This window comes from Caulobacter sp. (assembly GCF_049283275.1).
In the GTDB taxonomy this organism is placed as follows: Bacteria; Pseudomonadota; Alphaproteobacteria; order Caulobacterales; family Caulobacteraceae; genus Caulobacter.
Genome location: NZ_JBAPVS010000200.1, coordinates 1 through 2,348, shown reverse-complemented (window position 1 = coordinate 2,348; position 2,348 = coordinate 1). Strand labels below are relative to the sequence as shown.

Sequence of the window (2,348 nt, the reverse complement as noted above, 5' to 3'; positions counted from 1 at the left end):
CCTGAGCTTGTCGAAGGACGAGGATTTCACGCGCCGCCGTGCGCCCCCACAGCCTCCATGCCCAGCATGGCCGCCTTGCGGCCCAGGCCCCAGTGATAGCCGGTCAACCGGCCGTCCTTGGCGATGGCCCGGTGGCAGGGGATCAGCAGCGAGATCGGATTGGCGCCGATCGCCCCGCCGGTCGCCTGATAGGCCCTGGGCTTGCCGGCCCAGGCCGCGATCTCGCCATAACTAGAGGTCCGGCCCGGCGGGATGCGCAGCAGGGCTTTCCAGACCTGGACGTTGAACGGCGAGCCGATCAACACCACCGGCAGGGGCTGGTCGCCGCCGGCGAAGGCGTGGATCGCGGTGCGCGCCGCCGCTTCGTCGTCGCGGCGCCAGTCGGCGGCGGGAAAGCGCCGATGCATGTCGTCGAAGGTCGCCGCGTCGTCGCCGTCGGAGAAGGCCAGCCCCGCCAGGCCGCGCGGGGCCATGACGAACAGGCCCTTGCCGTACGGCGTCGGCGCCCAGCCCCAGTTCAGGTTGATCCCCTCCCCGCGCCGGCGCACGTCGCCGGGGGTGACGGCCTCCTGGGCGATGAACAGGTCGTGCAGGCGCGAGGGGCCGGAAAGGCCGGCGTCATAGGCCGCGTCGAGCACGCTGGCCCCCTCCTCCAGCGATCGCCGGGCCTCGGCGTGGGCGATGGCGGCGACGAAGGTCTTGGGGCTGACCCCCGCCCAGCGGCTGAACACCCGCTGGAAATGGAACGGCGACAGGCCGACGGCCTGGGCGGCCTCGTCCAGCGACGGCCGCTCCTGCCAACGGTCGGCCAGCCACGCCAGGGCCTTGGCCATGCGGTCATAGTCGGCCGACCGCTCGGACAGGTGGGCGAAGGCTTGCGAGGGCGAGATATCGAGGGCCATGGGGAGAAGATAGTGCTTCGGGCGAACGCCGTCCGCCCGGTTCTTGCGGCTGCGAACCTCGTCCTTCGACAAGCTCAGGATGAGGTTCTATTGAGCCGCCTTTGCATTCGTCCTCATCCTGAGCTTGTCGAAGGACGAGGGCGGCCCCTCAGGCGTGCCGTTCGGATCGCGCCCGTAGGATCGCCCGTTCCAGCGCCCGGGCGAAATCCACCCGTTCGGGCGGGCTCAGCGCCCGGCCCAGGGTCAGGCGCTTGCGCGACATCATCAGCCGCACCCGGGTCTCGTGCTCGCCCGGCTGATCGACCCCCACGCGGGTGAAGGCGGTCGGCGAGGTCCAGATCACCCGCGCGCCCTTCTCGTCCTCGCGGCTGACCGTCACCGCCTCGGCCGTGACCCGCACTCGCTCGGACCGCTCGGCGGCCCGGAAGCTGGCGCGCAGGGCCAGGCCGACGGCCAGGACGTCCAGCCCCAGGAACGGCAGCACCGGCGGCGCGCCGACCACCAACAGGAACATCGCGACCATCAGGTTGAAGGCGATCATCACGCCCAGCACGACATACAGGCCGCGCCGGCTCATCGAGCGGTTCGGCTTGATCACGGCGTCCATGTACAGCGGCGCGGCCATGACGCTGATTTAGACGCGCGCCCGGGTCTTGGCGAGGCTCCTGGCTTGGCGAATTTGGCGCATCACGGCATGGTCGCCGCCCATGGCCCCACCCGCCCGCAAACCCCTCACCCGGAAACGCCCCGCCGCCAAGCGCGTCTCGCCGGCCGAGCGCGAGCGGGTCGAGGTGCTGTTCTCACGGTTCGAGAGCCTGGAGGACCACCCCAAGACCGAGCTGCACTATTCCAATCCCTACACCCTGGTGACCGCCGTGGCCCTGTCGGCCCAGGCCACCGACGTCCAGGTCAACAAGGCCACCGGCCCGCTGTTCGCCAAGGTCGACAGCGCCGCCAAGATGCTGCAGCTGGGGGAAGAGGGCCTGATCCCCTACATCGCCTCGATCGGCCTGTTCCGCACCAAGGCCAAGAACGTCATCGCCGCCGCCCGCATCCTGGTCGATCGTCACGGCGGCGAGGTTCCGCTGAACCGCCAGGCTTTGGAAAGCCTGCCGGGCGTGGGCCGCAAGACCGCCAGCGTGGTGCTCAATGAGCTGGACATCGAGCCGGCCATCGCCGTCGACACCCACGTGTTCCGCGTCTCGCACCGGCTGAAGCTGTCGGCCGGCAAGACGCCGGACGCCGTGGAAGACGACCTGATGCGGATCGTGCCCGACCGCTACAAGACCCGGGCCCACCACTGGCTGATCCTGCACGGGCGGTATGTCTGCGTGGCGAGGAAGCCGAAGTGCGAGATATGCCGGATTTCGGATCTTTGCCCGTCGCGGGAGCTGTTTTTAGGCGCGTGAAGACCCCCTCCGGCCCTCCGGGCCACCTCCCCCAGAG

Annotated in this window: 3 protein-coding genes; 1 reads left to right on the top strand and 2 read right to left on the bottom strand. The window is 70.0% G+C overall.

Features of this window, described 5'->3' with window-relative positions:
- Window positions 1-26: 26 nt before the first annotated feature.
- Window positions 27-902, bottom strand: coding sequence for a methylated-DNA--[protein]-cysteine S-methyltransferase (locus WAL33_RS11020; protein WP_422181330.1), 876 nt, complete (start codon window positions 900-902; stop codon window positions 27-29).
- A 148-nt stretch (window positions 903-1,050) separates the two neighbouring features.
- Complete coding sequence (locus WAL33_RS11015; RefSeq protein ID WP_422181328.1) at window positions 1,051-1,527, bottom strand: DUF2244 domain-containing protein; 477 nt, start codon at window positions 1,525-1,527, stop codon at window positions 1,051-1,053.
- Between the two features lie 82 nt (window positions 1,528-1,609).
- On the opposite strand from WAL33_RS11015, the gene nth reads away from it, so the two are divergent.
- Entirely contained in the window at window positions 1,610-2,311 is a 702-nt protein-coding gene (gene nth, locus WAL33_RS11010; RefSeq protein WP_422181326.1) for an endonuclease III, read from the top strand.
- Window positions 2,312-2,348 lie beyond the last annotated feature (37 nt).

What these genes read in the sequence shown, in the direction of transcription:
- WAL33_RS11020 (WP_422181330.1), bottom strand. Translation starts at nt 902, where the DNA reads ATGGCCCTCGATATCTCGCCCTCGCAAGCCTTCGCCCACCTGTCCGAG.
- WAL33_RS11015 (WP_422181328.1), bottom strand. Translation starts at nt 1,527, where the DNA reads ATGGCCGCGCCGCTGTACATGGACGCCGTGATCAAGCCGAACCGCTCG.
- nth (WP_422181326.1), top strand. Translation starts at nt 1,610, where the DNA reads ATGGCCCCACCCGCCCGCAAACCCCTCACCCGGAAACGCCCCGCCGCC.